This is a genomic window from Rhodanobacter sp. sgz306013, from assembly GCF_057031145.1.
In genome coordinates this window covers 291,025-313,174 of the sequence record NZ_JBXCIJ010000003.1, presented here as the reverse complement: position 1 = coordinate 313,174, position 22,150 = coordinate 291,025, and the positions used below count along the sequence as shown (strand labels likewise).

The 22,150-nt window shown below is 66.1% G+C and carries 19 protein-coding genes and 1 tRNA gene; 2 read left to right on the top strand and 18 right to left on the bottom strand.

Going from position 1 to position 22,150, the window contains the following annotated elements; translation table 11 throughout:
- Positions 1 to 88 precede the first annotated feature (88 nt).
- The 12 genes from mtnA to AC2EWF_RS10990 all read right to left on the bottom strand — a co-directional run bounded on the left by mtnA (position 89) and on the right by AC2EWF_RS10990 (position 13,486).
- The gene (gene mtnA / locus AC2EWF_RS11045) at positions 89 to 1,102 is read right to left on the bottom strand and encodes an S-methyl-5-thioribose-1-phosphate isomerase (RefSeq protein WP_483639421.1); all 1,014 of its coding nucleotides are present in this window, start codon (positions 1,100 to 1,102) and stop codon (positions 89 to 91) included.
- Positions 1,103 to 1,130: 28 nt separating this feature from the next.
- On the bottom strand, positions 1,131 to 1,316 hold the full coding sequence (locus tag AC2EWF_RS11040) for a PspC domain-containing protein (protein ID WP_077485233.1): 186 nt from the start codon (positions 1,314 to 1,316) through the stop codon (positions 1,131 to 1,133).
- Between the two features lie 26 nt (positions 1,317 to 1,342).
- The gene (gene phaC, locus AC2EWF_RS11035) at positions 1,343 to 2,410 is read right to left on the bottom strand and encodes a class III poly(R)-hydroxyalkanoic acid synthase subunit PhaC (RefSeq protein WP_483639420.1); all 1,068 of its coding nucleotides are present in this window, start codon (positions 2,408 to 2,410) and stop codon (positions 1,343 to 1,345) included.
- Between the two features lie 11 nt (positions 2,411 to 2,421).
- Positions 2,422 to 3,411 (bottom strand): poly(R)-hydroxyalkanoic acid synthase subunit PhaE, encoded by a 990-nt coding sequence (locus tag AC2EWF_RS11030; protein ID WP_483639419.1) that lies wholly within the window; start codon positions 3,409 to 3,411, stop codon positions 2,422 to 2,424.
- A gap of 189 nt (positions 3,412 to 3,600) precedes the next feature.
- A complete protein-coding gene (pnp, locus tag AC2EWF_RS11025) occupies positions 3,601 to 5,703 on the bottom strand; it encodes a polyribonucleotide nucleotidyltransferase (RefSeq protein ID WP_483639418.1) in 2,103 nt (700 codons plus the stop codon).
- A gap of 143 nt (positions 5,704 to 5,846) precedes the next feature.
- A complete protein-coding gene (gene rpsO, locus AC2EWF_RS11020; protein WP_367845079.1) occupies positions 5,847 to 6,116 on the bottom strand; it encodes a 30S ribosomal protein S15 in 270 nt (89 codons plus the stop codon).
- Between the two features lie 167 nt (positions 6,117 to 6,283).
- On the bottom strand, positions 6,284 to 7,237 hold the full coding sequence (gene truB, locus AC2EWF_RS11015) for a tRNA pseudouridine(55) synthase TruB (RefSeq protein ID WP_483639417.1): 954 nt from the start codon (positions 7,235 to 7,237) through the stop codon (positions 6,284 to 6,286).
- On the bottom strand, positions 7,224 to 7,595 hold the full coding sequence (rbfA, locus tag AC2EWF_RS11010) for a 30S ribosome-binding factor RbfA (protein ID WP_483639416.1): 372 nt from the start codon (positions 7,593 to 7,595) through the stop codon (positions 7,224 to 7,226). The genes truB and rbfA overlap by 14 nt, the downstream gene beginning before the upstream one ends.
- A 127-nt stretch (positions 7,596 to 7,722) precedes the next feature.
- Positions 7,723 to 10,503: a translation initiation factor IF-2 gene (infB, locus tag AC2EWF_RS11005; protein WP_483639415.1), complete on the bottom strand. Its 2,781-nt coding sequence runs from the start codon at positions 10,501 to 10,503 to the stop codon at positions 7,723 to 7,725.
- Positions 10,504 to 10,628: 125 nt separating this feature from the next.
- On the bottom strand, positions 10,629 to 12,134 hold the full coding sequence (gene nusA, locus AC2EWF_RS11000; protein WP_483639414.1) for a transcription termination factor NusA: 1,506 nt from the start codon (positions 12,132 to 12,134) through the stop codon (positions 10,629 to 10,631).
- A 178-nt stretch (positions 12,135 to 12,312) separates the two neighbouring features.
- A complete protein-coding gene (locus AC2EWF_RS10995; RefSeq protein ID WP_483639413.1) occupies positions 12,313 to 12,855 on the bottom strand; it encodes a ribosome maturation factor RimP in 543 nt (180 codons plus the stop codon).
- Positions 12,856 to 13,198: 343 nt separating this feature from the next.
- On the bottom strand, positions 13,199 to 13,486 hold the full coding sequence (locus AC2EWF_RS10990; protein WP_483639412.1) for a hypothetical protein: 288 nt from the start codon (positions 13,484 to 13,486) through the stop codon (positions 13,199 to 13,201).
- A gap of 130 nt (positions 13,487 to 13,616) precedes the next feature.
- Between AC2EWF_RS10990 and AC2EWF_RS10985 the strand changes: the two genes are divergently transcribed.
- The gene (locus AC2EWF_RS10985) at positions 13,617 to 14,723 is read left to right on the top strand and encodes an acyltransferase family protein (RefSeq protein ID WP_483639411.1); all 1,107 of its coding nucleotides are present in this window, start codon (positions 13,617 to 13,619) and stop codon (positions 14,721 to 14,723) included.
- 394 nt (positions 14,724 to 15,117) lie between these two features.
- Here AC2EWF_RS10985 and AC2EWF_RS10980 read toward each other — a convergent pair whose 3' ends face one another.
- Both AC2EWF_RS10980 and AC2EWF_RS10975 read right to left on the bottom strand, forming a co-directional pair.
- Complete coding sequence (locus AC2EWF_RS10980) at positions 15,118 to 15,837, bottom strand: glycine-rich domain-containing protein (protein ID WP_483639804.1); 720 nt, start codon at positions 15,835 to 15,837, stop codon at positions 15,118 to 15,120.
- An 18-nt stretch (positions 15,838 to 15,855) separates the two neighbouring features.
- Positions 15,856 to 16,104 carry a hypothetical protein gene (locus tag AC2EWF_RS10975; protein ID WP_483639410.1) on the bottom strand — a complete coding sequence of 83 codons (249 nt, stop codon included), beginning with the start codon at positions 16,102 to 16,104 and terminating at the stop codon, positions 15,856 to 15,858.
- A 14-nt stretch (positions 16,105 to 16,118) separates the two neighbouring features.
- Here AC2EWF_RS10975 and AC2EWF_RS10970 point away from each other — a divergent pair, with 14 nt between their 5' ends.
- Positions 16,119 to 17,015 (top strand): recombinase zinc beta ribbon domain-containing protein, encoded by an 897-nt coding sequence (locus AC2EWF_RS10970; RefSeq protein WP_483639803.1) that lies wholly within the window; start codon positions 16,119 to 16,121, stop codon positions 17,013 to 17,015.
- Here AC2EWF_RS10970 and AC2EWF_RS10965 read toward each other — a convergent pair.
- From AC2EWF_RS10965 to nuoL, 4 genes are all read right to left on the bottom strand, one after another.
- Positions 16,972 to 17,048, bottom strand: a tRNA-Met gene (locus tag AC2EWF_RS10965). The two genes, AC2EWF_RS10970 and AC2EWF_RS10965, sit on opposite strands and share 44 nt — an antisense overlap.
- 76 nt (positions 17,049 to 17,124) lie before the next feature.
- On the bottom strand, positions 17,125 to 18,567 hold the full coding sequence (gene nuoN / locus AC2EWF_RS10960; RefSeq protein ID WP_483639409.1) for an NADH-quinone oxidoreductase subunit NuoN: 1,443 nt from the start codon (positions 18,565 to 18,567) through the stop codon (positions 17,125 to 17,127).
- 12 nt (positions 18,568 to 18,579) lie between these two features.
- A complete protein-coding gene (locus AC2EWF_RS10955; protein ID WP_483639408.1) occupies positions 18,580 to 20,088 on the bottom strand; it encodes an NADH-quinone oxidoreductase subunit M in 1,509 nt (502 codons plus the stop codon).
- Positions 20,089 to 20,103: 15 nt separating this feature from the next.
- Positions 20,104 to 22,146, bottom strand: coding sequence for an NADH-quinone oxidoreductase subunit L (gene nuoL, locus AC2EWF_RS10950; protein ID WP_483639407.1), 2,043 nt, complete (start codon positions 22,144 to 22,146; stop codon positions 20,104 to 20,106).
- Positions 22,147 to 22,150 lie beyond the last annotated feature (4 nt).

Below are 22,150 nucleotides of genomic sequence, written 5' to 3'. Positions count from 1 at the left end.
GTTGTTTTTCAGTATTTTGCGCAAAAAATGCGCAGCCTTGGCGAAGTACCGCGACGCGTGGTCCGCAGATACCTCGCGCACACCGTCTTCAGGCGCCGAACAAGGCCCTCATCGCGCCTGTGTCCGGTTGCCCGATCACGCCCCGCTCGGTGACGATGGCATCGATCAGGCCCGCCGGCGTGACGTCGAACACCGGGTTCCAGGCCTCGGCGCCCTCGACCGCCACGCGCCGGCCGCCGATGGCGAGCAGTTCGGCCGGATCGCGCAATTCGATCTCGATCGCCCCGCCCGAGGCCGTGGCCATGTCCACCGTGGAGGACGGCGCCACCACCATGAACTTCACGCCGTGGTACCTCGCCGCGATCGCCAGCTGATAGGTGCCGATCTTGTTCGCGGTATCGCCGTTCGCGGCGATGCGGTCGGCGCCCACGATCACCCACTGCACCGCGCCGGACTTCATCAGGTGCGCCGCGGCGGAATCGGCGATCAGCTTTGCCGGGATGCCGTCGCGCACCAGCTCGTACATGGTGAGCCGCGCTCCCTGCTGCCACGGCCGCGTCTCGCCCGCGAATACGCTGACGATGCGCCCTTGCGCCACGCCCGCGCGGATCACGCCCAGCGCGGTACCGAAACCCGCGGTGGCCAGCGAACCGGTGTTGCAATGGGTGAGCACGCCGGAACCCGGCGCGATCAGCGCGGCGCCCTGCTCGCCCATGCGGCGGTTGGCGGCCAGGTCCTCGTCCTGGATCGCCTGCGCCTCGCGCTCCAGCGCCTGCGCGTCGGCACCGGCGGCGATGCGCGCCTTCATGCGGTCCAGCGCCCACATCAGGTTCACCGCGGTGGGCCGCGCCGCGCGCAGCATCGCCAGCGCCTCGTCCAGCGCGGCGCGCTGCTGCGCGGCCAGCACCACGCCCCACGCCGCGGCGATGCCGATGGCCGGCGCGCCGCGCACGGCGAGATCCCTGATCGCCTGGGTCACCCCGGCGGCGTCCCGGCAATCGATCCAGCGTTCCTCCTGTGGCAGCAGGCGCTGGTCGAGCAGACGAAGACGATCGCCGCGCCATTGCACGGCGCGGACGCGGTCGTAGCGGTCGTAATCCATCGGAATGTTCGTGTCGTGAGGCGGGGATTCAGGGCGATTCCGGCATCACCAGCCAGAGGATGAGGTAGATCAGGATGCCCGAACCGCCCAGCAGGGTGAGGATGATCCATGCCACCCGCACGAGGGTCGGGTCCCAGCCCAGGTATTCGGCGATGCCGCCGCAGACGCCGGCGAGTTGGCGGTTCTGGCGGGAACGACAGAGGCGTTTTTCCATGCTCGTGAATCCTGCGGGGAAGAGAATCAGTCGCGCGCGCGCAACCACTGGTGGATCGCCGGCGGCACTTCGCGCTGGGCGCGGCCGGAGACGTAGATGCCGATGTGGCCGCCCTTGAACGCCAGCTCAGTGTAATCGGTGCTGCCCGCTCGCCGACCCAGGGCGCGCGAGGCGTCGGGCGGGACCAGATGATCCTGCTCGGCGTAGATGTTGAGGATCGGCAGCTCGAGCTTGCGCAGATCCACTTCGCGGCCGCCGATGACCAGCCCACCCTTCACCAGCTTGTTGCCCTGGTAGAAGTCCTTGATGAACTGGCGGAAGGCTTCGCCAGCCTGGTCGGGCGAGTCGAAGATCCAGCGCTCCATCCGCAGGAAGTTCTCCAGCTCCACCGGCTTGTCGAGGATGTCGACCAGGCCGACGTATTTCTGCTGGTTCAGCCGCACCGGCTTGAGCGTGAGGTAGACCCAGTTCATCAGCATCGCCGGCACATTGCCGAGGGTATCGACGAACAGGTCTGCGTCCAGCTCCCGGCACCAGTGCGAGAGCATGTTGTCCGGCGTCTGGAAGTCCACCGGCGTGACCATGGTGACGAGGTTCTTCACCTTGTCCGGGTGCATCGCGGAATAGCACAGCGAGAACGCACCGCCCTGGCAGATGCCCAGCAGGTTGATCGCGTCCAGCCCGTGGCGTTCGCGCACCGCATCCACGCAGCGGTCGAGGTAACCGTTGAGGTAATCGTCCAGCGTCAGCCAGCGGTCGGCGCCGTCGGGGTAACCCCAGTCGATGAGGTACACGTCCTCGCCCTGCGCCAGCAGGTTGCGCACCAGCGAGCGGTCGGGCTGCAGGTCGGTCATCCACACGGTGTTGACCAGGGCGTAGACGATCAGCGTGGGCGTTTTCGCGGTGGGCGCGCGGTCCCCCTGCATGTGCCACAGCTTCAGCTTGTCTTCGGCGTGGACCAGCTCGCGCGGCGTGTTGGCATAGCCGGGTTCGCTCATGCCGCGCAGCTGGCCCAAGCCGGCACTGAGCTTGCGCTGGAACGTGCCGATCTCCTGCATCAGCAGGACGGGATCGAGGTGGAGCGGAGTATCCATGGCGGCTCCCTTCAGCGCCTGCGCGGGCTGGTGGCGGACGAAGGCGACTTGCCGCGCGCGGGCGCCTTCGCGGGCACCGCGGCACGCCTGGTCGCTGCCTTCGGTTTCGACTCGGCCAGTGCCGCGGCCAGTTCGCGCTTCAGCGCCGTCACTTCGCGCCGCAGCGCGAGGACCTCGTCCGCGACACCCTCTTTGCCCTGCTTGCGCATGTCACGGCGCAATTGCTGCAGGCGCTCGCCCAGCGCCGAAACTTCTTCGCGGGTCGGCAGGCCCAGTTCGCGGTACAGCTGGCCGGTCCGCTGCTGCTGCAACTGGCGCACGCGCATCTGGGTGTTGACCATCTCGCCGTAGGCCAAGCGGAACTCGTCGGACAGCGCGATCTCCGCATAGGCTTCCTCGGCCGCATCCACCCACAGGTCGTACAGCGCCCTCAGCGATTCGATCGGCGGGCTCGCCGCATCGCGCTGTGCCAGCTGCGCCTGCAGACGCTCCAGCCCTTGTGCATTCGCGCGCTGGATCAGCGCCTGGTAGCGCGCGCTCGCCTCCAGCGCGACCTGGATCGCGGCCGCCAGCTCCTGCTGCTGCGCCGCCTGTTCGCGGTGCAGGCCGAACGCCGGCACCGGGCCATTCATCGTCCCGGGCACGGCGAAACCGCCGGCCTGCATCGACTGCAGCCACGCCTGCCACTGCTGCACGAAGCCCTGCGCGGCGGCATTGTCGATGCCGTTGAAGGCCTGGGTGAATGGCTGGTTGCCGGAGCCGGCCCAGGCGCGCAGCAGGCTCTGCCAGTCCGCACCTGGCTGGCTGGCGCCGGCCGCGGCCACGCCCTGCATCCAGTCGAAACAACCCTTGAGGCCGGCCAGCGTGCGCTCGAATGCCTCATTGCCCGGGGGCGACGGCGCAACCACCGGAGAGGGCTGCAGCTGGCGCAGCCAGGCATCCCAGGATTGCTGGGCGAGCACCTGCCAGTCCTTGATGAAATCGCCTGCCTGTCCGCTCATCGCCCATCCTCGTCCGCCGACATCCGCATCGTAGCAAAAGCCAGTTGCGCGAAACGCGCACGATCCCCGCGATCGTGCTTGATCGCGAGGATCAACGGGCATTCAGTCGGAGTCGCCACCTGCACAAACGAACAAGGCCCGGCATGGCCGGGCCTCGTTCGCATTGCATGCAGCGCAGACCCGGGCCGATCAGCCCTCGCCCTCGCCGTCGGCCACCGCCTTCATGGACAGGCGGATGCGGCCCTGCTTGTCCACTTCCAGCACCTTGACCTTGACGACGTCGCCTTCCTTCAGCTTGTCGGAGACCTTCTCGACCCGCTCGTTGGAAATCTGCGACACATGCACCAGGCCGTCCTTGCCCGGCATGATGGTGACGAACGCGCCGAAGTCCATCAGCTTGGCGACCTTGCCCTCGTAGATGCGGCCCGGCTCGACGTCGGAGACGATCTGCTCGATGCGCTTCTTCGCCGCCTCGCCCGCGTCGCGGTTGACCGAGGCGATGATCACGGTGCCGTCGTCGTTGATGTCGATGGTGGCGCCGGTCTCCTCGGTGATCGAACGGATGGTCGCGCCGCCCTTGCCGATGACCTCGCGGATCTTGTCCGGGTGGATCTTGATGGTGATCAGGCGCGGCGCGTATTCGCTCATCTCGGTACGCGCGGTGCTGAGCGCCTTGGCCATCTCGCCGAGGATGTGCAGGCGACCGCGCTTGGCCTGGGCCAGCGCCACTTTCATGATCTCCTCGGTGATGCCGTCGATCTTGATGTCCATCTGCAGGGCGCTGATGCCCTCGGACGAACCGGCCACCTTGAAGTCCATGTCGCCGAGGTGGTCCTCGTCGCCGAGGATGTCGGAGAGCACGACGAAATCGTTGCCTTCCTTCACCAGGCCCATGGCGATGCCGGCCACCGGCGCTTTCAGCGGCACGCCGGCGTCCATCATCGCCAGCGACGAACCGCACACCGAGGCCATCGACGAGGAGCCGTTGGACTCGGTGATCTCCGAGACCACGCGCAGCACGTAGGGGAACGCGTCCAGCGAGGGCTTCACCGCCTGCACGCCGCGCTTGGCGAGGCGGCCATGGCCGATCTCGCGGCGCTTCGGCGCACCGAAGCGCCCGGCCTCGCCCACCGAGAACGGCGGGAAGTTGTAGTGGAACAGGAACGGATCCTTCGACTCGCCGGCCGGCGCATCGATGATCTGCGCGTCGCGCGTGGTGCCCAGGGTGACCACCACCAGCGCCTGCGTTTCGCCGCGGGTGAACAGCGCCGAGCCGTGGGTGCGCGGCAGCACGCCCACCCGGGCGGTGATCGCGCGCACGTCATCCAGCTGGCGGCCGTCGATACGCACCTTGGTCTTCAGCACGCTGTCGCGCAGGGTGCGGTATTCGAGTTCGCCGAACTCCTTGGCCAGCTCGGCCTTGTCCCAGCCCCTGGCCTCGGCATCGTCTTTCAGCGAAGCCATCACGTCCGCCTTGATCGCGGCGATCGCATCGCGGCGCTGCAGCTTGTCGCGCACCTGGAAGGCGGCTTCCAGCTTGTCGCCCACGGCGCCCTTGACCGCGGCGACCAGCGACTCGTCGCGCGCCGGCGGCTGCCAGTCCATCGACGGGCGGCTGGCCTCGGTGGCCAGCTCGGCGATCGCGCGGATCGCGACCTGCATCTGCTGGTGGCCGAACATCACCGCGCCGAGCATCACGTCCTCGGACAGCAGCTCCGCCTCGGACTCCACCATCAGCACCGCACCGGCGGTACCGGCGACGACGAGATCCAGCTGCGAGCCGGCCAGTTCGCTGGTGGTGGGGTTCAGCAGGTACTGGCCGTTGGCGTAACCGACGCGGGCGGCGCCGATCGGGCCCTTGAAGGGGATGCCGGCGAGGCTCAGCGCCGCGGACGCGCCGATCAGCGCAGGGATGTCGCCGTCGATCTCGGGATTGAGCGAAACGACCTGGGCGATGACCTGGACTTCGTTCTTGAAGTCCTCGGGGAACAGCGGGCGCACCGGGCGATCGATCAGGCGCGAGGTCAGCGTCTCCTTCTCGGTCGGGCGGCCTTCGCGCTTGAAGAAGCCGCCCGGGATGCGGCCGGCGGAGTAGAACTTCTCGACGTAGTCGACGGTGAGCGGGAAGAAGTCCTGCCCTTCCTTCGCCTTGGCCGCGGCCACCGCGGTGACCAGCACCACGGTGCCGCCCATGCTGACCATGACCGCACCGGACGCCTGGCGGGCGATTTCGCCCGTCTCCAGCGTGACTTCGTGTTTACCGTACTGGAATGACTTGGTTACTTTCGCCACGATGATTTCCTGCCTTTTTGAAGAGTGCGGCCATGGATGGCCGCCCCTTGATCTTTGCGTTCACGGGCGAACGCAGAACCTTTGGAGAGTGCGACCAAGGATGGCCGCCCTTTTGACTCTCGCGTTCAGGACGAACGCAAAAGTTACCTCCGGAGGCCGAGACGCTCGATCAGGCTCTGGTAACGGGCCAGGTCGCGGTCCTTGAGGTAGGCGAGCAGGCTCTTGCGGCGGTTCACCAGCTTCAGCAGGCCGCGGCGGGAGTGGTGGTCCTGCTTGTGCGACTTGAAGTGGTCGGTGAGGTGGTCGATGCGGGCGGACAGCAGCGCCACCTGCACTTCGGTGGAGCCGGTGTCGTTCGGCACGCGGCCGAAGTCAGCGATGATCTTGCCGGTCTGTTCTGCGGTAAGAGACATGGTGATACCTGTTTCCTTGAAAATGCGATGCGAAGCTTGCGTTTGCGCCACCGTGAGTGACGCAAGCGCAAGCTTCGCCTGATGGATGAAAGTGCTGGAATAACTTGCTTATTCTAGCGGCGGCAAGGCCCCTGCAACAAGGGCGACGGGGGCTGGAACGGGCCGGCTCACGGTGGCGGCAGGTTGAAACCCCGCAGGATGCGGCTGTGCCCGCCCGCATCGAGCTCCAGCAGCGCCAGCAGGGTGCCGTCGCCGGCAAACGCGGCATGGCGCCCCCTGGCGCCGGCCACCACGATGGGCTGGCCACGGGCGATGGCGTGGCCCTGTGCCTCGTCCAGTTGCAGCCGCGGCCAGTCGCCCAGCCCCGCCGCCACCGGCAGCAGCCAGGCCAGCAGGGCCGCATCGCCCTGCTCTGCCGCCAGCTCCAGCTCCGCCAGCGTGACCATGTGCGGCTCGCGGAACGGTTCGACCCACAGCCGCCGCAGGGCGGTGAGATGGGCCCCGCAGCCCAGCGCCTCGCCCAGGTCAACCGCCAGCGAGCGTATGTAGGTGCCCGAGCCGCACTCCACTTCGAGCACCAGGGTATCCGCCGTGCGGGACAGCAGGTCCAGCCGGTACACCTCGACTTCCCGGGGCGGCGCTTCCACCGCCTCGCCGCGGCGTGCCTTGAGATACAGCGGCTCGCCGCCCTGCTTCAGCGCCGAATACGCCGGGGGCACCTGCACGATGCGGCCGCGCAGCGGTGCCAGCGCCGCCTCGAGGGTGGCGTCGTCCAGCGCGGGCACCGGCCACTGCCGCAGCGGCTCGCCCTCGCGGTCGGCCGTGGTGGTGGTGGTACCCAGCCGGCATTCGGCCCGGTAGGCCTTGCGCGCGCCGAGCAGGTTGCCGGCCAGCTTGGTGGCCTCGCCGAAGCACAGCGGCAGCAGGCCGGTGGCCATGGGGTCGAGCGCACCCGTATGGCCACCCTTGGCGGCGCGGAACAGGCGGCGTACCGATTGCAGGGCCTGGTTGGAGCTGACGCCTTCGGGTTTGTCGAGCAGCACGATGCCGTGCAGATCGCGCCAGGCGATGCGGGGGAGCTTGCGGTTGCGGTGCATGAAGCCCGGGTTACGTCTCGTCATCCGGCGGCGTGGCATCGCCCGCATCGCGCAACAGCGCGTCGATGCGTTCGCCCTTGTCCACCGAGTCGTCGTACTTGAAGCGCAGCTCCGGCACGCGCCGCAGCCGCATGCTGCGCGACAGCGAACGACGGAACTCGCCGGCCAGCGTGTTGAGCGCCTTCACTGCCACCACCGACTGCTCGGGGATGAGTGCGGTCACCCAGACCGAGGCGAAATCCAGGTCGCGGCTCACCTCCACGTCCGACACGCTGCACGAGGGCAGGCCGTGGTCGCGCACCGCGGCATGCACCAGCAGACCCAGCTCGCGGCGCAGCTCGGCGCCTACACGGTCGGTACGTTTGAAGTCGCGGGAAGGCATGAAGGAATCGGAGTCCGTATCGAAGACGAAGAGCAAGAGCTGCGTTACCCATGTCGATCAAGGCGCAGTCCTGCACTTGATTGACTCGGCGCCCCGGCACATGCCGGGGCGCCTCCGGGCTCTGGCGTCAGAGGGTGCGGGCGACTTCGATCCTTTCGAAGCACTCGATCTGGTCACCGACCTTGACGTCGTTGTACTGCTTCACGGCGATGCCGCATTCCATGCCGTTGCGCACCTCGTCGACCAGGTCCTTGAAGCGGCGCAGCGATTCCAGCTCGCCTTCGAACACCACGGTATTGTCGCGCAGCACGCGGATCGGCTTGTTCCGCTTGACCGTACCCTCGGTGACCATGCAGCCCGCCACCGCGCCGAACTTGGAGCTGCGGAACACCTCGCGCACCTGGGCGACGCCGATGATCTCCTCGCGCACCTCCACGCCCAGCAGACCGGAAGCCGCCTGCTTCACCTGGTCGATCACGTCGTAGATGATCGAGAAATAGCGCACGTCAAGGCCGGCGGTGTCGATCACCTTGCGCGCCGAGGCATCGGCGCGCACGTTGAAGCCGATCACCAGCGCCTTGGAGGCCGCCGCCAGCGTCGCGTCGGACTCCGTGATGCCGCCGACGCCGGCGGAGATCACATTGACCTTGACGTTTTCGTTGCCGATCGCGCTCAGCGACTCGCGCAGCGCCTCGACCGAACCCTGCACGTCGGCCTTGACCAGGATATTGAGCGTCTGCTGCCCGCTGCCCTGGCCCATCTGCGCCATGATGTCCTCGAGGCGGTTGGCCTTGCTGACCATGCGCGTCTCGCGGCGCTTCTGCTGGCGCTCGGCGGCCACCTGCTTGGCCAGCTTCTCGTCGGCCACCACCACGAAATCGTCGCCCGCCTCCGGCACGCCGGAGAGGCCCAGTACCTGAACGGGTATCGAGGGGCCGGCTTCCTGCACGGCCTTGCCGGTTTCGTCGACCAGCGCGCGCATGCGGCCGTATTCCACGCCGCAGACCACGAAGTCGCCGCGCTTCAGCGTGCCCTGCTGCACCAGCACCGTGGCCACCGGGCCGCGGCCCTTGTCCAGGCTGGATTCGATCACCACGCCGGAGGCCGGGCCGTCGACCACGGCGGTAAGTTCCATCACCTCGGCCTGTACCGAGATCGCGTCGAGCAGCGCATCGACGCCCATGCCGGTCTTGGCCGAGACCGGCACGAACGGCGTGTCGCCACCCCACTCTTCCGGAATGACCTCCAGGTTGCCGAGGCCCTGCTTGACGTGGTCCGGATTGGCGTCGGCCTTGTCCATCTTGTTGAGCGCGACGATCAGCGGCACCTTGGCGGCACGCGCATGCTGCACGGCTTCGGCGGTCTGCGGCATGACGCCGTCGTCGGCGGCAACCACCAGCACCACGATGTCGGTGGACTGCGCGCCACGGGCGCGCATCGCCGTGAACGCGGCGTGGCCCGGGGTGTCGAGGAAGGTGATCACGCCCTTCGGCGTATCCACGTGGTAGGCACCGATGTGCTGGGTGATGCCGCCGGCCTCGCCCGAGGCGACCTTGGTGCGGCGGATGTAGTCCAGCAGCGAGGTCTTGCCGTGGTCGACGTGGCCCATGATGGTGACCACCGGCGGACGCGATTCCTTCTCGCCGTCCAGCTCCACGCTCTGCGTGTGCGCTGCCAGCGCGGCCTCGGCATTGTTGGCGTTGGCCTCGACCACCTTGTGGCCGAGTTCCTCCACCACCAGTGCGGCGGTATCGTGGTCGATGGTCTGGTTGATGGTGGCCATCACGCCCATCTTGAACAGCGTCTTGACCACTTCCGAGCCCTTGACTGCCATCTTCTGCGCCAGCTCGGCGACCACATTGGCGTCGCCCACGACGACTTCGCGCACGACGGCGGCGGTGGGACGGGTGAAGCCATGGGCGCCAGCGGCCGGCGAACCGCCGCGGACGGCTTCCCGCACGGCGCCCTTGCCTGGCTTGCCGCGCTTGCCGCTGGAACGGCGGGCGCGATCGGCATCGCTCAGGTGCAGTTCTCCGGAGGCAAAACGCTTGCCGCCCGGTGTGTCATCGCGGTCGCGGCCGCCGTGGCGGGGTTTGCCACGCGCGTCGCCCGGCGCCGCAGGCGGGGCGGCGCGTACGGGTGCCGGCGCAGGCGCGGGAGCGGCTGCCGGCTTGACAAGTTTTTCGCGCTTGCGCGGCTCGTGCACCTGCGGAACGATCATGCCGAGGCCGCGCGTATCGAGGCGCTGCACCGCCGGCTGCGGCTCGTCGGCAGTACCGGCGGCGCCCGTGGCGGCGAGCGGCTCGGCCGCTTCCGGCGCCGGCTCGGCGACTTCCTCCGGCTCGCTCGCGAACTCGGCGGCGGCGGCCTCTGCCTCGACCTGGCGCTGGCGCTCTTCGGCTTCCTCGTGAGCCCGCTGCTGTTCCTCCAGCGCGCGTTGCTTCGCTTCCTGCTTGCGCTGCTCGGCCTCGCGGCGGCCCTGTTCTTCCTGCGCGCGCTGCTCGCGCGACTCGGCCAGCTTGCGCACGGCCTCCTCGCGCTCGGGCTCGGCACTGGCCTCCTCGGCGATCACGCTGCGCTTGACGTAGGTGCGCTTGGCGCGCACCTCGACATTGACCGTCTTGGCCGTGCTGGCCGCGCCGCGGCCGCCCGGCGTGGACACCTTGAGCTCGCCCACGGTGCGACGCTTCAGCGTGATCTGGCGCGGCGCGCTGTCGGCGGCTTCCGCCACCGGTTCGTTCTTGCCGTGGGTGCGGCGCAGGAAACCCAGCAGCTTCACCTTCTCGGTGCTGCTGATGACCTGCTCCGGATCGGAGAATTTCATGCCGGCCTCGCCAAGCTGCCCGAGCAGCTTGTCAACCGGCATGCCCAGCACCTGGGCGAGTTGTTTGATCGTGACATCCGACATCGTGTTTTTCTCCGCCGTTCCCGCGCTTGTCGTCCGTGCGGCCTGGCCTGCACGTACACCGCCATCCCTGGTGGAAGGCTCATCGCCTTCCTCGGCGCGCCCATCCCGGGCGCGGCCGTTCGCGGTTAGCCGCCCTTCTCCAGTTGTTCGATCATCGGCGCGCGTGCCGCCATGATCAGTGATGCGGCGCGCTCTTCGCTCATGCCCTCGATGTCGATCAGGTCGTCCACCGCCTGGTCGGCGAGATCGTCAACCGTGACCACACCGCGGGCCGCCAGCGCATAGGCCGTGGTCTCGTCCATGCCGCCGAGCGCCAGCAGATCCTCGCTGGGCTGGTGCTCGTCGATGGTCTCCTCGACCGCCAGCGCCTCGGTGAGCAGCGCGTCGCGGGCGCGGGCGCGCAGTTCCTCGACGATGTCCTCGTCGAAACCCTCGACCGCCAGCAGCTCGGCGCTGGGCACGTAGGCGATTTCCTCGACGCTGGAAAAGCCTTCCTGCACCAGGATGTTTGCGATCTCCTGGTCCACCTCGAGCTTGTCCATGAACAGCTGGCGCGCGGCTTCCTGCTCGGCCTCGCTCTTGGCGGCGACCTGGTCCTGCGTCATCACGTTGAGCTGCCAGCCGGTGAGCTTGCTGGCGAGGCGCACGTTCTGGCCGCCGCGGCCGATCGCCTGGGACAGCTTGTCCTCGGCCACCGCGATGTCCATCGAATGCTTGTCCTCGTCCATGATGATGGACTGCACCTCGGCCGGCGCCATCGCGTTGATGACGAACTGCGCCTGGTTCTCGTGCCACAGGATGATGTCCACGCGCTCTCCGTTGAGGTCGTTGGATACCGCCTGCACGCGCGAGCCGCGCATGCCGATGCACGCGCCGATGGGATCGGTGCGGCTGTCGTGGGCCACCACGGCGATCTTGGCGCGGTCGCCCGGGTCGCGGGCGCAACCCTTGATCTCGACCAGGCCCTGGCCGACTTCCGGCACCTCGAGCTTGAACAGCTCGATCATGAACTCCGGCGCGGCGCGCGACACGAACAGCTGCGGCCCCCGCACCTCGGACTTCACCTCGTACAGGTAGCCGCGCACGCGGTCGCCCACGCGCACCGACTCGCGCGGAATGGTCTTGTCGCGCGGGATGAAGGCCTCGGCGTTGCCGCCCAGGTCGAGGTAGATGTTGCCACGCTCGACGCGCTTGACGATGCCGGTGATCAACTCGCCCACACGGTCCTTGTAGGCGTCCACCACCTGCTGGCGCTCGGCCTCGCGCACGCGCTGCACGATCACCTGCTTGGCGGCCTGGGCCGCGATGCGACCGAACTCGGCGTTCTCGATCTGCGTCTCGATGTATTCGCCCACCTGGGCATCGGCGCGCTCGTCCAGCGCGTCCATCAGGCGCAGCTGGTAGTACGGCGACTCCATCTCGCCGTCGTCGGCGATGATCTCCCAGCGGCGGAAGGTCTCGTACTCGCCGGTGTCATGGTCGATCGACACGCGGATATCCGGCTCCTCGTCGGGATAGCGCTTCTTGGCGGCCGAAGCCAGCGCGGCCTCCATCGCCTCGAAGATCACCTCGCGCGGCACGCCCTTCTCGTTGGCAACCGCGTCGACCACCAGCAAAAGCTCTTTGCTCATTGCAACAACTCCATGGGCGCCCACCGGCGACCGCTCGATAACTTGGCGTTTGGATTCGTCCTTGGACGCGTGGATCAAAAGCGGCCGTCCATGGTCGCACTGTTCGATGCTTTTGCGTTCGTCCCTGAACGCGAAGGTCAGGAAGCGACCGTCCATGGTCGCACTCTTCAATAGGGCCTCAATCAACCCGCTTCTTGCCGGGGCCTTTGCCGGGCTTGGGCTTGGGTGCGTAGCCCAGCGCCATCCAGTCCGGCACCACCCGCGCGCTTTCCACCTGGGCATGGTCGAAGGCGAACACCTTGCCCTCGGCCTCCAGCGAAATCCGCTCGCCCTCCACTGCCAGCAGCTTGCCGCGCAGGCGGCGGCGCCCTTCCAGCGGCGCGCGCAGCAGCAGTTTCACTTCCTGGCCGGCCACCCGCGCGAACTGCGCGGCGGTGAACAGCGGACGGTCCAGGCCGGGCGAGGAGACCTCCAGCACGTAATGGCCGGGGATCGGATCCTCCACGTCGAGCAGCGCGGAAAGCTCGCGGCTGGCCGCCTCGCAATCCTCGATGCCCACCTCGCGACGTTCGCCGTCGGCGGCAGCGGCACCCTGGGGAATGTCCAAGTAGACGCGCAGGGTACTCTGCCCCTGCGACGGCGTGAATTCCACGCCCAGGCATTCCAGGCCGAGATCGGCCAGGACGGCGCTGAAGCGTTGTGCGAGTGCGTGCGTATCCATCATGCGTTTCCAGGTCGCAAAAACAAAAAATGGGCTCAAGCGGCCCATTCCCTGCTCCGTGCCGGAGCGTCCTCGCCGATGTCCCGACTCCAGGCAGCTCCTCCGGCGCCGGCACGGCAACAAGCCGCAACCGTCGCGGCGCATCCTGCGCCCAACAAAAAAGCCTCACGAGGAGGCTTTCTTGTCCAAGAAAGATCTGGTAGCGGGGGCATGCTTCGGTCTTTATCTGTCGCCAGAGACCATCCGCATACCGCTCCAACCCGCTACAGGCCGCAAAGTGTAGCGTGAGCCCATGTTTTCACGCAACCGCGGGAAAGAGACCAGCCAGGGCGCTCGACGCTTCTCAGGGCGCCCTGCGATCCGCCGGCAGCGTCCGCCAGTGCGCCCTGCCCCACCGCTCGACGTGAGCCTTGACCTTCGCCAGCGACCGGTAGCGCCTCACGGCGATGATCGGCTGGCCCAGGCCGCGCCCCTTCGGCGACAGCTCGATCAGCCAGGTGCCATCGAGCGTCCGGGCGACGCCGGCGAAGATCTCCGACCGGACCGGGGCAGACAGGCTGGCGAACCAGTGGCCATGCGTGTGCATGCTCAGGGTGACCTGGCGCCAGCGGATGGTGACTTCGTTGGGCATGGTGGCATGCTACGCCCGGGCCGACGCGGAGCGCCCCAACGATCGGCCCAAGCGTGGCCACTGGCAAGTTACATGCCGGTATAGATGCTTGCCGCCGGATATCCTATGGCTCGACAACGGAGGCGTCGACTTGACCAACCATCGATATCATGAGCTGGATTCGCTTCGGGCCATTGCCGCCTTGGGCGTCATTTGCTGGCACTACGTCAATACGTACCATGCGGCGCCGTTCGGACATGTCCTGGCGCCCTTCTATGGGCGCGGGTTGCTCATGGTCGACTTCTTCTTCGTCTTGTCCGGTTTTGTGTTGGCGCGCGCATTCTGGACGGATGACAGGTCGCCGAAGCTCGTGGCCAATGTGAAGGCACGCATTGTCCGACTTTATCCACTCCATCTAGCAACCCTATGCGCCGTCGCGATAATGCAGTGGTACTTGGTTACGCATCTGCATAGCGAACCGTTTATCTATCGATTCAACGACAGCTATCACTTTGCACTCAACCTTCTACTGCTCAACTCGTCTGGGTTGCAGCATGGTTTTTCATTCAACGCGCCATCGTGGTCTATATCGACCGAGTTTCTGATAAACCTGCTCTTTCTTATCATTATCGTCACGCCAAGACGTGCAGCCAAGGCGATCATCTGGCTTCTGGCGATCACATCGGTGGTCACGATGTGCGTCCGTGGAGTCATCAATGGCTCCGCAGCCTTCGGATGGATTGAAAATGATCTGGTGAGGACGGCCGCCGGATTCTTCATTGGCGTTCTGACCTATCGTCTGCACTGCCACCTCGAGGCGCGTGGAAGCTTGATAAAATGGGATGTCGCCTCATTCATGCTGATGGCAATTTCCTTTGCGTATCTGGCTGGCTATTGGTGGCCGAACTATGGCGATGTACTGCTTTGCTACGTCATCTTTCCGGCAATGATCCTGTCCGTTATCCGGAGCAATCTGGTGCGCGCTGCCCTTCGCGCTCGGCCTATGGTGTACCTCGGAGAGATCTCCTACTCGATCTACCTAGTGCACTTCCCGATTCTCCTTGGAATCCACCTGTGGAGCGTGCAGACCGGAGTCAATGTCCCTGGTGACTCCCGCCTCTATCTGATGGGACTACTTCTGGTAGTCATCGCCATGGCCAGCATTACGTACCGTTTGATCGAGGTGCCAGGACGTCGATTTCTCGCGGGTTTGACCTTGCGCCGTGGCGACAACGACGTAACGGCCACGACCGCATGACAGGTACTGGCTCAGGTTCCGGACGGATATGCCGGTTGCGTCGGCAACGTAGTTGATACGGTGTCGCTTCCATTGGCAATGGCACGCAGCGCCTTGCGATAGGCGACCCAGGCAGCCGGAAGCGAGATTGCATTCTCATAGCAGCGCAGAACGACCAGATCGGACGATTCCAGGGCTGACAATGCCTGAACGCTAAGCCAATGGCGGCGGTAGCGGGCGCGGTGAAGCTCCAGCCAGACGATTCCTGTGCTGCGCTCCACCCTACCTTAGGTGCGGGGCTCACGCTTGTCACGTCAACCCACACGAGCGCCGGATTGAATAATTCGGTGATGTCGGTGTCGCTGCTGAAAAGCTCGGCAATCTGGCCGTTGTAGATTCGTGCGTACAAGCTCATTTATGCATACTCCCAAACAATGACCAACCCCGGAGATCCCGCGCCACCAGCAGCAGCCGAGGCGCTCGCGGCATTCGCCGCACCGCCTCCGCCAGCTCCATAGCCTGATCCAGGCTTGGCGGAAACGCCGTAAGTGATCCCATAGCCACCACCGCCAAATGGCGATGACGCGCCTGTGCCAGCCGCACATGTGCTGAGGTTCGGAATGATGCCGATGGGTGGCGGATTTCCTGGGGTATTAAGAATGCTTCCACCCGTTGCAGGTGACATGGTGGCGACTGAAGCACCCTGGCATACAGGAAAGGTGGAGGTCGCAACCGACGTGGCTCCGCCAGGACCGCCAGGTGCCGAAATAAGTGCGCAAAAAGAGGATGTACCACCTGTATTACCGGCTGCACCACTGACGGCCGATCCGCTCGCACCTACCGTAATGGAGGCGCCCGAAAAACCCGAGGTTATGCGCCCCTTTGCGTATGCGCCAGACCAGCCGCCGCCGCCGATAGATCCCTGGCCTGCGGCTGTAGCAGCCGCGCCTCCACCGGCGCCCAGCACTTCCACCACAACGCTATTCGTGCCCGGCGTCGGCGTGTACGTGCCGCTCGCGGTGAATACCTGCACGTTGAGCAGGCGCCCAGAAGAAACCGGCTCCGAAAGAATCTGCCCATTCGTCGCGGCGACGATGTTGCCGCTGGTGATCGTCGCCTGCCCATTCGCCACCATGACCACGGCAAGGGCGATCTACCCAGCATCGACGGCCGGTGTCGTCTGCGTGCCAGTAGCCGCCGCGATGCCAGCCTTCGCCTGCAGCGAGACGGTGCCGGCGCGTGTGACAGCCTGCGCGGCACCCCTATTGTTCGGCCCGCTGAAGGCCTGCTGTGGGTTGCTGGCGTTGTAGTACGGCAGCACCACGCTGCCGGTGTCGGACGACTGGAACTTCGCCTCGATCAGGTAATTGATCGAGAACCCGCTGGTGCTGGGCGCGGGCAAGAGAGCGTCGCCGGCTGCAGCTGGATGCCCTGCTTCACCACGGTGTCGGTGGTATCGGCCGGCAGGTTTGGAACCGCAGCCGCTGGATCAAGCACCCGGACACGGGGCGGCGCATCCGGCAGAACCGTCCGGAGTCGGAGTGGATCGTCACCGAGCACCCTGAGCTGGCGATCATCGACGCGTCGACGTGGGCGGCGGCACAGGCGCGCATCAAGGGCGCCAAGCCGAAGCGCGAAGGACAGCCGCACGCCGGGCCGGGGCGCCCGCCGCGCTACCTGCTGAGCGGCATCCTGCGCTGCAGGGAATGTGGGGGCGCGATCGTGATGGTGGGCCGCTACTACGGCTGCAGCGTGCACAAGGACCGCGGAAGTTCGGTGCGCTCGTCGCGCGCACGTGTCACGCCGCAGGTCCTCGAGCGCGCGGTGCTTTCCACGATCCGCCAGGAACTGCTGACCGATGCAGCGTTCCAGCGACTGCAGCGCACGGTGCGCGAGACGCTGAAGTCCAAGAAGCCCGACACCGATGCACTGGAACGGCGTCTCGCCGAGGCCGAAAGGGTGAAGGACAATATCCTCGCCGCGCTGCGCGCCGGCATCATCACGCCCAGCACGCGAGCCGAGCTGATGAATGCGGAGGGCGAAGTGGCTGCGGCTCAGGCTGCCCTTGCGGCAGCGCGCGCCCAGCAGCCGGCGCAGATGATCCCGCGCCTGCGCGAGCAGTGGCATGCGATGGTGGAGGCGCTGGGCGACGTCGGTCGAAACATTAAGCGTGCACGCGCGGCGATCCTCAGCCTGATCGACGACCAAGTGAAGCTCATAAACGAAAACGGCGACCTCTTTGCAGAGATCGCCGCGTCGCAGATTAACTTGGTAGCGGGGGCAGGATTCGAACCTGCGACCTTCGGGTTATGAGCCCGACGAGCTGCCAGACTGCTCCACCCCGCATCAGAGTCCGGAGATTCTAGCGAGACTTGCCATTCACCGCAAGCCTCGCCGGAGGGATTCGTATCGGGCTCCGCGATCAACCGAGACCGAACGAGTGGCGGCACCAACCCAGCAGCGGCCCCCAGTACACGCCCAGCACCAGCAGCGCCAGCGCGTTGAGCGACAGCACCACGCGCATCGACATGTCGGGTGCGGACTGGTCGGCGCCGCCTTCTTCGGCCTTGTCGAAATACATCACCTTGACCACGTGCAGGTAGTAGTACAGGCCGATGATCGCGAACACCGCGCCGGCGAGCGCCAGCCACAGCATGTGCGCGTCGATCGCCGCCTGCAGCACCAGGTACTTCGCGTAGAAGCCGAACAGCGGCGGCACGCCGGCCAGCGAGAACATCGCCAGCGCCATCAGCGCGGCGAACCACGGCGAGCGCTGGTTCAGGCCCTTGAGGTCGGCGATCTCCTCGCACTCGAAGCCCGCGCGAGCCAGCGCCAGGATCACGCCGAACGCCACCGTGCTCATCAGCGCGTAGCTGATCGCGTAGAACATCGCCGAGGCATAGCCTTCCGGCCCCGCGTTGACCAGGCCCATCAGCAGGTAGCCCATGTGCGAGATGGTCGAATAGGCCAGCATGCGCTTGAGGTTGCTCTGCACAATCGCGACCAGGTTGCCGATCGCCATCGACAGCACCGCGATCGCGGCCAGCATCGGCTGCCAATGCTGCGACAGGTCGCCCAGCCCCGTTTCCAGCAGGCGCCAGGCCATGCCGAATGCGGCCAGCTTGGAGGTGGAGGCGATGAAGGTGGTGACCGGGGTGGACGCGCCTTGGTAGACGTCCGGGATCCACATGTGGAATGGTGCCGCGCCCAGCTTGAAGGCGATGCCCACCAGCATGAAGATCAGGCCGAACACCAGCAGGTGCGGCATCGCGCTCTGCGGCACCGCGGCGTGCAGTTGGGCCAGGTCCAGCGTGCCGGTGGCGCCGTACACCATCGACATGCCGTACAGCAGCATGCCCGAGGACAGCGCGCCCAGCACGAAGTACTTGATCGCGGCCTCGGAAGACAGCGGCGAGTCGCGGTTCAAGGCCACCAGCGCGTAGGACGACAGCGTCAGAAGCTCCAGCCCCAGGTAGATCATCACCAGGTTGCCGGCCGAGACCAGCAGCATCACGCCGATCGTGGCGAAGATCATCAACGTGTAGAACTCGCCCTGATACAGCTTGCGGTCGAGCAGGTACGGCCTGGCGTAGACGAACACCAGCACGGTGCACAGCAGCGCGAACACCTTGAGGATTTCCGAGGTCTGGTCGCGCACGAACATGTCGCCGAACGCGGTCACCGTGACGTCGGGCTGGCCCGCGATCACCATATAGGCAGCCACCAGCAGCACAACGATGGAGATCCAGTGCAGCGTGCCGCGCTGCTCCGGCTTCATGAAGGCGTCCAGCAGCAGCAGCAAGCAGGCCGCCGCCACCAGGTAGAACTCCGGCAACAGGATCAGGATGTCGTTGAGAGTAGGCATGTTCGATCCTGCTTAAATCTTGTGGATGGCCAGCTGCTGCACCAGCTGCGTCACCGAGCTGTCCATCAGGTGGATCAGCGGCTCCGGCCAGATGCCCAGCGCCACCGTCAACGCGGCGAAGGAGAACAGCACGAAGGTCTCGCGGCCGTTGATGTCCTTCATCTCGGCCACGTGCGGGTTGTGGATGTCGCCCCACAGCACGCGCTTGACCAGCCACAGCGTGTAGGCCGCGCCAATGATCAGGGTGAAGGCGGCGAACAGCGCGATCCAGGGGTTGGCCTTGAAGCTGGCCAGGATCACCATGAACTCGCCCACGAAGCCGCTGGTGCCCGGCAGGCCGCAGTTGGCCATCGCGAACAGTACGTAGAAGAAGCCGAACCACGGCATCACGTTGATCACGCCGCCATAGTCCTTGATCAGGCGGGTGTGCAGGCGGTCGTACAGCACGCCGATGCAGGTGAACATCGCGCCGGAGACGAAACCGTGCGAGATCATCTGCACCATCGCGCCCTGCATGCCGAGGCGCGCCGAGTCGACGTCGCCCAGCCCGCGCGCCAGCATGAAGGCGATGAAGATGCCCAGGGTGACGAAGCCCATGTGCGCCACGGACGAATACGCCACCAGCTTCTTCATGTCCTCCTGCACCAGCGCCACGTAGCCAATGTAGACGACCGCGATCAGGCTCAACGCCACGACCAGCCACGTGAAGTGCGCGCCGGCGTCGGGCACGATCGGCAGGATGAAACGCAGCATGCCGTAGGTGCCGACCTTCAGCATCACCGCCGCCAGCACCACCGAGCCGCCGGTAGGTGCCTCGACGTGGGCGTCCGGCAGCCAGGTGTGCACCGGCACCATCGGCACCTTGATCGCGAATGCAAGCAGGAAGGCGAAGAAGATCCAGGCCTGCTCGGTGAACGTCAACGGCAGCGCCGCCAGCGTGCGCAGATCGAACGTGCCGGCCTTGTGGTACAGGTACAGCAGCGCGACCAGCATGAAGATCGAGCCGAGGAAGGTGTAGATGAAGAACTTCAGCGTGGCGTAGACGCGCCGCGGACCGCCCCAGATGCCGATCAGGATGAACATCGGGATCAGCATCGCCTCGAAGAACACGTAGAACAGCAAGGCGTCGGTGGCGCAGAACACACCGATCATCAGGCCTTCGAGCGCCAGCATCGCGGCCATGTACTGGTGCGGCTTGTTCTGGATCACCTCCCACGCGCCGACCACCACCAGGATGCCGACGATGGTGGTGAGCAGGATCAGCGCCACCGAGATGCCGTCCACGGCCAGGCCGTAGTGCACATTGAGCGAGGCGATCCACAGGTGGCTCTCGACCAGCTGCATGCCGCCCCGCGCGGCGTCGTACTGCGGCAGCAGGAACAGGCTCACCGCGAAGGTGAGCACCATGAACAGCAGCGCGAGCCAGCGCGCCGCATTGGGACGAGAGGAGCCGGCCAGCAGCACCGGCACCGCGCCGACGATGGGCAGCCAGATCAGCAGGCTGAGCAAGTGATTGAACATGTTTGCTTGCTTCCCTTATTGCGCAGCCAGCATGGGACCGAACAGCCAGTACCCGCCGAGCAGCAGGATCAGGCCGATGATCATCGCGAAGGCGTACTGGTAGAGATAACCCGACTGCACCCGGCGCATGCCGGAGGCGATGCGGCGGGTCAGGCCGGCGGTGCCGTCGACCATCACGCCGTCGATCACCGCGGCATCGCCCGCCTTCCAGAACAGCCGGCCCAGCGCCACGCCGCCGCGGGCGAACACCACGTAGTACACCGCGTCGAACCAGTACTTGTGGTTGAGCATCTGGTAGAACGGATGCAGCGCGTTCTTGATCTTGTCGGCCACGGCCGGGTTGAACAGGTAGATGTAGGTGGTGATCGCGAAGGCCAGCACCACCAGGCCGAACGGCAGGCTCCAGAAGCCCTGCAGCGCCATCTGCAGCGCACCGTGGAATTCGTGCCCCATCTCGCCCAGCACGTCGTTCGCGGGATCGACGTGGATCGCGCCGCCGAACCAGCCGCCGAACAGCATCGGCTTGGCGGCGAAGAAGCCCACCAGCAGCGACGGGATCGCCAGCAGCACCAGCGGCAGCGTGACCACCCACGGCGACTCCTTCGGCGTCTCGTGCATGATGCCCTGCTCGTGGTGGCCATGGTCGTCCATGTGTTCGACGTGGTGGCCGTGGTCATGCACCACGGTGAAGCGTTCCCTGCCGTGGAAGGTCAGGTACATCTGGCGGAACGTGTAGGTCGCCGTGACGAAGGCGCCTGCCAGCACGCAGAAGTAGGCGTAGCCCGCCCCCCAGCGGTGCGATTCGCCCACCGCCTCGATGATCGCGTCCTTCGAGTAGAAGCCCGAGGTGAACGGCACCGCCACCAGCGCCAGCGAGCCGATCCACATCGTGATCCAGGTGATCGGCATGTACTTGCGCAGGCCGCCCATGTAACGCATGTCCTGCTCGTGGTGCATGGCGATGATCACCGAGCCCGCGCCCAGGAACAGCAGCGCCTTGAAGAAGGCGTGGGTCATCAGGTGAAACACCGCGCCGGCGTAGGCCGACACGCCCAGCGCCACTGTCATGTAGCCCAGCTGCGACAGCGTGGAGTATGCCACCACGCGCTTGATGTCGTTCTGCACGATGCCGATCAGGCCGGTGAACAGGGCGCCGGTCGCGCCGATCACCATCACGAAGCTGAGCGCCGATTGCGACAGTTCGAACAGCGGCGACATGCGCGCCACCATGAAGATGCCGGCGGTCACCATGGTCGCCGCATGGATCAGCGCGGAGATCGGGGTCGGGCCTTCCATCGAGTCGGGCAGCCACACGTGCAGCGGCACCTGGGCGCTCTTGCCCATCGCGCCGATGAACAGCAGGATGCAGATCACCGTGGCCGCGTCCCACTGCGTGCCCTGGGTGATCGCCAGCGTCTTGCCGGCCAGCGTCGGCGCCGCGGCGAACGCGGTGGCGTAGTCCAGCGTGTTGAGGAAGTACAGCACCGCGGCGATGCCCAGCAGGAAGCCGAAGTCGCCCACGCGGTTGACCAGGAAGGCCTTGAGGTTCGCGAAGATCGCGGTCGGCCGCTTGAACCAGAAGCCGATCAGCAGGTACGACACCAGACCCACCGCCTCCCAGCCGAAGAACAGCTGCAGGAAGTTGTTGCTCATCACGAGCATCAGCATCGAGAAGGTGAACAGCGAGATATAGCTGAAAAAGCGCTGGTAGCCAGGGTCCTCGTGCATGTAGCCGATGGTGTACACGTGCACCAGCAGCGACACGAAGGTGACCACCACCATCATCATTGCGGTGAGGCGGTCGATCATGAAGCCGACGCTGGCGTTGAACTTGCCGATCTCGAACCAGGTGTAGAGGTTCTGGTCGTAGTTCGCCGCGCCGGCCCAGACCAGCTGGTACAGCACGTAGAACGACAGGCCGCAGGAGATCAGCAGGCCCAGGATGGTGACGCTGTGCGCACCGGCGCGGCCGATCTGCCTGCCGAGGAAACCGGCCAGCAGGCAGCCCACCAGCGGTGCCAGCGCGATCGTCAGCAGGATGGATGTCGGAAGTTGCATCGGA